At 37.1% G+C, this 8,852-nt stretch carries 5 protein-coding genes; all 5 read left to right on the top strand.

Annotated features, from left to right (window positions below):
- Positions 1-579 (top strand): SusC/RagA family TonB-linked outer membrane protein (locus tag Q8907_08860; protein ID MDP4274374.1); only part of this gene is annotated, 579 nt, incomplete at its 5' end.
- Between the two features lie 12 nt (positions 580-591).
- Entirely contained in the window at positions 592-2,394 is a 1,803-nt protein-coding gene (locus tag Q8907_08855; protein MDP4274373.1) for a RagB/SusD family nutrient uptake outer membrane protein, read from the top strand.
- A gap of 31 nt (positions 2,395-2,425) precedes the next feature.
- Positions 2,426-5,428, top strand: coding sequence for a SusC/RagA family TonB-linked outer membrane protein (locus Q8907_08850; protein ID MDP4274372.1), 3,003 nt, complete (start codon positions 2,426-2,428; stop codon positions 5,426-5,428).
- Between the two features lie 21 nt (positions 5,429-5,449).
- The gene (locus Q8907_08845) at positions 5,450-7,207 is read left to right on the top strand and encodes a RagB/SusD family nutrient uptake outer membrane protein (GenBank protein ID MDP4274371.1); all 1,758 of its coding nucleotides are present in this window, start codon (positions 5,450-5,452) and stop codon (positions 7,205-7,207) included.
- Positions 7,208-7,334: 127 nt separating this feature from the next.
- A complete protein-coding gene (locus tag Q8907_08840) occupies positions 7,335-8,357 on the top strand; it encodes a DUF5627 domain-containing protein (GenBank protein ID MDP4274370.1) in 1,023 nt (340 codons plus the stop codon).
- Positions 8,358-8,852 lie beyond the last annotated feature (495 nt).

The following is an 8,852-nucleotide window of genomic DNA, read 5'->3' as shown; positions in this document are numbered from 1 at the left end:
ACAGAAACCAATGACCTGAAGAAACTTCCCGGAGAATATAATCTCCTTGATTATAACGGTGACGGCCAAATTACATCACTGGATAATGTGCCTTATGGGTATTCAGGCATTCCTCAAAACACCTATAGTTATACTTTGGGTATGGATTATAAAGGTTTTAGTATAATGGCTCAGTTTTATGCGGTTAACAATGTGTCTCGATGGATGACTCCTTTAAACTTTGCTAATTATCAAGATGTGCTTTTTTCATGTGTATCCGATTATTGGACAAAGGTCAACCAGAGTGCAAGTTCTCCTCTTCCCAGGTGGAAAACGGTGGGGCAAAATTTAGGGAATCATTATCTGTATGATGGATCATACGTCAGACTTAAAACAGCAGAGGTTGCCTATTCTTTTGAAAACAAGTGGGTTAAACGTGCGGGGATGTCCTCCCTTAAACTTTATTTGAACGGGGAAAATCTCTTTTTATGGACAAAACTTCCTGATGACAGGGAAGCAGCAACGCAAGGCGGAGATACCTCCTCGGGGGCTTATCCTACTTGTAAACGTTTTAACCTCGGTATTGACTTAACTTTTTAAAAACTGGGAATTATGAAAAACAGAATAAATAGATATAAACTAAGCTTTATTTTAGCTGTCATGATCCTGGGACTTTCGTTGGAATCTTGCGAAAAATACCTTGACAAGTCTCCTGAATCTTCTATCACAGAAAAGGATGTTTATGGTAATTACCAGAGTTTTCAAGGCTTTGTTGAAGAGATGTATAATTGTATCCCTGACGAAAATAAAACTTTGGGCGGAAATTACTATTATAATTTCAATTGTGCCGATGAAGTCCTGTCTAATAAACCTTTACTTTGGGACGATGGAAATTACTGGGATCAGTCTAAGTTTTTGACAGGATCCGTTAATACCAATTTAGATCCAATGTCTAAAAGAACCTGGCCTTTAGCGTGGTATGCCATCCGGAAAGCAAATCTGGGTTTAAGTAAATTAGATTTATTAACAGATGCCACTCAGGAAGAAAAAGATCTTATTAAAGGTCAATGCTTATTTTTCAGGGGCTGGTTCCATTTTGAGCTGATGCGTTACTGGGGGGGATTACCTTATGTTGATACTGTTTTGTCATCAACAGAAAAGATAACTGTTCCACGGCTCAATTACAAGCAGACAGCCTTAAAAGTTGCAAAAGATTTACAAGCTGCTGCTGACTTATTACCACTTTCCTGGGACAGCACTATAGTTGGCCAGGCAACTTTAGGAAATAACAAACAAAAAGTTACGAAGATTCATGCACTGGCTTTTCTTGGTAAAAATTTGTTATATGCAGCCAGTCCTATGATGAATGAGGAATCAACGGGAAGTAATACTTATGATGCCGATCTTTGTAAGCAGGCCGCAGCAGTTTTTGCTGAGGTTATTAAAATATGTAATGAAACAGGGGTTTATAAACTTCAATCCTGGGATAGCTGGACAGATAATTTTTGGGTATGGTCGCCGGGTAATAATGTGAGACCGGGAGGCACTGAAGTAATCATGGAGCCTACCATATATATACCCGGATATGTGCGTTGGTGTACCTGTAGAACCAGTAGTCCTGTTCAATTTGGGGCTGGTAACAATTGTGTTGAAGTTCCCACTCAAAATTATGTAAAAAATTATGGGATGGCCAATGGACTGCCTATTGATGATCCTAATTCACAATTTGATCCGAAGAATCCATGGGTAGGAAGAGACCCCCGTTTTTATAAGGATATTGTTGTTGATGGAGAGCAAATGGTTACAAGTAAGTCTGCGGGTGCTGACCAATATGCCCAATTATACAATGGCGGCCGCCACAAAGGGGGTACCCAGGGTAGTGTGACCGGATATTATTATAGAAAATTCACTCCTTTGGGATGTAATCCCTGGGATAATAAATGGGGTAATTTTCAGGCTTACCAGCCTATTTTGCGACTTGCCGATGTGTATTTGATGTACGCTGAGGCTGTTCTTCAGGGATACGGATCTGCCCAGAGCAGTGTTCCCGGAAGTGGCCTTACGGCTGAGCAAGCTGTAAATATGATTAGAAATCGTGCACAATTACCTAACCTTACCAGTACATATACTGCAACTAAAGACTCATTCATGAATGATATTATTCGTGAAAGGGCTGTAGAACTTGCGTTTGAAGGACAACGTTTTTTCGATTTGCGCAGATGGAATATATCCGGCCAAACTAAATATTTGCAAAAAACTGCCTTGGATTTTGATCGTGGTTCTGATGGAAAACCTATAAATATGATAGAGCGTGTTGTTGTTACAAGAGTTTTCCAGAAAAAACATAATTGGTTACCCTTCCAGGTAAAAGACAACAAACTATATGAGGGCTTTCCTCAGAATCCGGGTTGGTAAATCATCGAGTAATCATTTAAAATATTAAGAAATGAAGAAAAGTTATTTAAAAATATTGATTTTTCTGAGTTTGGCCATTTTGTTTGCCTCAAAAACAGTTTTTGCTCAACAAACACAGAAAAACAATTCCATAACTATTATAGTGAAAGATGAAAAAGGTGATCCTATTCAGGGAGCAAAAATTTTTGGTAAAGAAGGTACTGTGGTTACCAAAACTGATGCTTCTGGAATGTTCACTATTTCAATTCCAGAGGGAGCAGATTTGTTAGTTGAATCTGACGGATTTGAATCAAGGCTTTTTACGGACGGGGAATATAAAAATATCAAAGAAATCCGGTTAAAAGCTACTAAATTCAACTATGGTGAAAAAGACAATGTTAATATTGCCTTTGGTAAGATAAAGAAAGGCAATGTTGTTGGTGCAGTTAGTACCATTAATCCTGATGAAATTGTTAAATACGATAATATACAAGGAATTCCTGAGGCATTGACTGGCCGTATTCCCGGATTGCTGGGCTCTTCAAATATACGGGGTATTGGTGGCCCATTATATATTGTTGATGGATTGCCACGTGACATTTCTACTATTAATCTCTCGGAAGTTGATCAGATTACTGTTTTAAAAGATGTCAATTCTTCTATGCTTTATGGGACTTCAGCTGCAGATGGAGTGGTAATTGTCACCACAAAAAGGGGACAGGCACACCACAGGCAGGTGAATGTTTCCGGTTATTATGGCATTTCTGTACCTAAAGAATTACCGAAATATTTGTCATCTGCCGATTATATGACATTGTATAATGAAGCCAGGTTAAATGATGGACTTACAGCTCTATATGATTTAACTTCTATTTCCAATTACAGTAATGGAAATAAATATCGTTATCCTAATGTCGATTATTATTCTAGCGATTATCTTAAATCCTATAAGCCTTTTTTTAAAGCTTATACGGAATTGTCCGGAGGTAATGATGTAGCCACCTATTATACAAATCTGGGCTGGGATAAACAAGGAAGCCTGTTAAATTTTGGTGAAGGTAAAAATGCCGGCGAAGATGTATTCAACATCAGAGGTAATGTCGATTTAAAAATTAATGACTTTATTAAGACTTCAATTGATGCTGTTGCTGTTTTTGATAATACCAAGGGTCCGGTTGGTAATTACTGGAGTAGTGCTTCAACTTTAAAGCCTAATCTCTTTTCTCCATTAATTCCTTTCGACCTGATAGAACATGGAAACAAATTGTTGGCATCCCGCAAAAATGATGTCGATGGCATGTATTTGCTGGGTGGTACTTCAAGCTATTTAACGAACCCTGTTGCAAACGGATTTTCCGGTGGAAAAGCCGAGAATGATCAGCGAACTTATTCTTTTACGAATAGAATAGACTTTGATTTAAACAAATTTGTTACAGGTTTGGCCTTCCATACCAATTTTAGTTTTGATTTTTACACAAGTTATGATCAGAATATTTCATATGGTTATTCTGTCTATCAGCCAACCTGGGATGCAACTATGGATTCCATCGTAAGTTTAACAAAATACGGTACTGATACCCGTACTGGAACTCAATATCTTGCGAATGCTGACTTTTCCAGAACTTTTGGGTTCTATGGCATGCTGGAATATAACCGGATTTTTAATGGAGTACACCATGTATATGGTTCCCTGCTTGGTTTAGCAAGTAGAAATAAAAAAGAGGTCTATTTCCAATGTGAAAAGAAGGCTAATCTGGGGTTGCGTCTGGCTTATGCATATAATGACAAGTATATGATTGATTTTAGCAGTGCTTATGTAAATTCAGATAAATTACCACCCAAAAAACGGACTGCTTTTTCTCCGTCTTTGGGCTTAGGCTGGGTAGTCAGTGCAGAGGATTTTATGTCTTCATTGAGTGCTGTTAATTATTTAAAACTCAGGTTGTCTGGAGGCATACAAAATACCACCAATAGTCTTGGCGATTTTTATTATTATGATGACATTTTTAGAAATTCAGGCAGCTATAGTTGGGTGGATGGAACGTATTCACAAGGTGAAACATTTGCAAATCATTCAGCAAACAGGAATCTGGGTTATCCTCAAAAGAAAGAACTTGATTTTGGTTTTGATGGTACATTCTTTAACCATTGCCTGGATGTAACTGCTGATATTTTCACTAGCGTCATATCCGGACAGGTCACAAGGCCTTCAACCTTATATTCAAGTTTCTTCTCTGATTATATTCCTTATGAAAATTTTAATGAAAATGCTTACCGTGGTGCAGAATTTGGAATAACATTGAACCAAAATCTGGGCCTTGTCAATTTAGTGCTGGGTGCAAATGCTTTATATGCAACTTCTGAAGTAAAGAAAGTAGATGAAATCTATAACAATTCTTATCAATATCATAAGGGGCATGTAGTTGATGCTGATTACGGTTTGGTTGCTGAAGGATTATTTCAGGACAATGCGGATATAGCCAATCATGCCGTACAAGCTTTTGGCAAAGTACAGCCGGGTGATATAAAATATGTAGATCAAAACCATGATGGTATAATTGATTCAAATGATCAAATTGCAATTGGACGCTGGCAGGCACCTTTTTCTTATGGACTGAATTTAAAGTTGAATTATAAACATTTTACTTTATTTGCCGAGGGAAATGGAAGAGTCGGAGCTGATTCTTATAGATCGAGCAATTACTATTGGATTGATGGCGATGACAAGTATTCAGAAACCGTGCTGAATCGCTGGACTCCGGATACTAAAGCAACTGCTACTTTTCCAAGATTAAGCGCCTTGTCAAATTCAAATAACTTCCGTGCATCAACATACTGGCTTTACAGGGATAATTACTTTACGGTCAGTAGAATTCAACTGACATACGATGTTCAGAACGAAGTAGCTAAAATTTTACACATGAAAAATCTAAGCTTTTATATGGCCGGTTCGGATCTCTGGACGATTTCAAAATACCGGAAGATTAAGGATTTGAGTGTTGGAAGTGAGCCCTATTACCGTTCATTTTCAATTGGTATAAAAACAATGTTTTAATAATCTAAATAAGAAATAATCATGAGATTAATTAGAATATATTCTTTCTTACTGTTATTGTCCTTGGCTTTTTCTTCCTGTGCCTCATTTCTGCAACCGGAAGATGACGATCACAGTACTACGGCAAGGATTTATGAAGATCCATCTTTTGCGGAAGGTTTATTAATGACGGCCTATTCTAAACTTCCAACGAATAGTATAAGTTTTAATGATGTGGCTACTGATGATGCGGTATCAAACGTTAAAACAAATGGTTATCTGAGAATGGCAACTGGCCAGTGGTCGGCTCTTTATAATCCTGTAAACCAATGGGATAATTGTAATTCTGCGATTCTCTACCTGAATAATTTTATATCGACCATTGATACGGTTACCTGGAAGTCGGATAAGGAAATGGATTCGCTTTATGTAAGGCGTTTTAAAGGCGAAGCTTATGCTTTGAGAGGTTTGTTTGAATACAATCTTTTGGCTACCGTTGGAGGTGTTGGTGCCAATGGTAAATTACTGGGTATTCCAAATTTTAATAAAAAACTTTTGACTTCTGTGGATTTTAATACCCCCAGAGCCAGCTTTGATGAATCTGTCAATCAAATCTATGCTGATTTTGATAAATCTTTGGGATATTTAACTATGGATGATTATAAGGATATTACCAGTTTAAGTCAACTTCCCAAAGGATTAGAATTTGTGAGTAGCACTGATAATTACAATGCGGTTTTTGGAAGTAGGGAAAATCAACGAATTAGTGGTCGTATTGTAAAAGCATTGAAAGCAAGAATGGCCTTGTTGGCAGCAAGTCCGGCATTTTCTGATGGCAATGCTGACTTGTGGGCCAAAGCTGCCGATTATTCCGGAGTTGTCCTGAAAAGTATAGGGGGAATAGCCGGGCTTGATCCTGTGGGAAATAAATTTTATGATAATGTCAGGGTGGATGCTATCAAGCTTTCAACTGGCAAGGATCAACCGGAAATGATCTGGAGAGGTAGTATCAGCTCATCGAATTCGCTTGAATCGGCCAACTTCCCTCCATCATTATACGGTAATGGAAATGTTAATCCTACACAAAACCTGGTTGATGCATTTCCTATGGCTAATGGTTATCCTATCACTGATCCTGCAAGTAATTATAATCCATCAAGTCCTTATGCAAACAGGGATCCGCGTTTGACCTTATATATTGCTTGCAATGGCAATAAAATGTGTAACAATACCATATATACCGGAGTGGGAGGAGGCATTAATGCCAAAGATTCTATCTCAACATCAACCCGTACAGGTTACTATATGAGAAAGCTATTGAGAGAAGATGTGAACCTTAATCCTGTTTCAAAATCAACCAAGAATCATTACATGGTCCACATGCGGTATACAGAGTTATTCCTGATTTATGCAGAGGCTGCCAATGAAGCCTGGGGACCTGATGGAACCGGAACAAACGATTTTTCGGCACGACAGGTAATCGCTGCTATTCGTAAGCGTGCTGGAATTCAGCAACCTGATAATTATCTGGCTTCAATTAGTACCAAAGAAGATATGCGGAAATTAATTCATAACGAAAGAAGACTTGAGCTTTGTTTTGAGGGATTCCGTTTCTGGGATTTACGCCGTTGGAATGCTGATTTGACTGAAACAGCAAAAGGAGTTCAGATTAATGGTAATTCTTTTTCGCCAGTTGATGTTGAATCCCGGGATTATGATAATAGTTTTATGCATTATGGACCTCTTCCTCAATCGGAAGTTCTTAAATATAATGCCTTAATCCAGAATAAAGGGTGGTAATTATGAGTTTGGTTAATGAAATTCCTATGTGACAATAATTTAAACATGGGGATTTCATACGGCCAATAACATAATTAAATATTTTCTAATGAATAATTTCGACTTAAAATTGGAAATAACAATAAATATGAAGAAGATAGCAATATTATTAGTATTATTTGCCGGGTTGTTCGCTTGTACAAATCAAAAAAACGAATTTGATGATTATAAATATACTACTGGATATTTTCCTTATCAGTTCCCGGTTCGAACTCTGGTGTTGGGCGATTATATTTATGACAACACTAATGATAATAATCATACGTTCTTGATATCTGCTGCAATGGGTGGAGTTTATTCAAATTTACAAGACAGAGTATTTGATATTGCAGTTGATGAAAGCCTTTGTGATAATGTGATGTTCTCATCCTCCAAAGACACCATAACGGTCATGCCTAAGGCTTATTATACTTTAAGTTCATCAGATAAATTAACTATTCCAAGTGGTAAGTTCAGCGGAAATATTGAAGTACATTTAACTGATGCCTTTTTTAATGATCCCAAGGCTATAAAATTAGGTTATGTGATTCCTATACGCCTTAAAGCTTCTAAGGATGTGGACTCAATTCTACAGGGCAGCACTACTGTATTAAATCCTGATCCAAGATTTGCCAGTGATTGGTCTGTCATGCCCAAAAATTATACCATGTTTGCCGTGAAGTTTATTAATCCTTATCATGGAAAATATCTTCACCGTGGGGTAAGTGTTGTAAAGGATGCTTCTAATACGCAAATAGAAAAAACTGTTTATCATCCAACTTACGTAGTTGATGATGAATTATGGAGTCTGGTGACAACTGGTAAAAGTCAGGTTTCTGTTGCCGGAGTTTTACATTCTTCTATTGTTACCGGAGCTTTTAATATGCTCCTGTCCTTTGCTGATGATGGAACTTGCTCTATATCCCAAGCCCCGGGTTCGGCCTATACGATAACCGGAACCGGTAAATTCAGTAAGGATGCTGATGAATGGGGAAATGAAAAGCGGGATGCAATTTATTTGAATTATCAGTTTTCTAACGGTACCAATACCTATTCCGCCACAGACACTTTAGTGGTTCGTGATCGGGCTGTTGTAATGGAAACTTATACCCCTGCATATTTGGGAAAATAACCCTTATGTTTTTTAATTGAGGATTTGTTGTTAAGCAAATCCTCAATTAAATTCTTAATTCCATTCTTTTTTTCATTATCATTCATTTAGTCGATCTGAAGAAAAGGATTCTTTCTCATTGTTAAAATTTTAATTGTTGGAATTTTAGATAAACTAAATATTAAGAATGAGAATATTGATGAAAGGTATTCCTCAATTTATGTTTATTAGCCATGAAACTACTTCAAACCTATTTCTTCTCCGCCTTAAAAAATCGATTTAACTCCTATTCTTTCAATAAAAAAAAATCGGAATTAATTATTTCCAGACAGAGGTACGGGATTTATTCTAAACATGTAATATCTGCTCCCTTTTATAGAATGTCATCTTATCTTTTCTTATTAAAAAATTTGTACACAAAATCTATTCTTTTAATTATGTTGATTATGGCTATTGGGTCATCAAACGCAATAGCCCAGAAGACAAGACCTGTAATTAAACTTGGGGCATATTATT

The sequence above is a fragment of the Bacteroidota bacterium genome, from assembly GCA_030706565.1.
Classification (GTDB): domain Bacteria; phylum Bacteroidota; class Bacteroidia; order Bacteroidales; family JAUZOH01; genus JAUZOH01.
The sequence above is the reverse complement of the archived record's forward strand: the minus strand, read 5'-3'. Positions and strand labels throughout refer to the sequence as shown.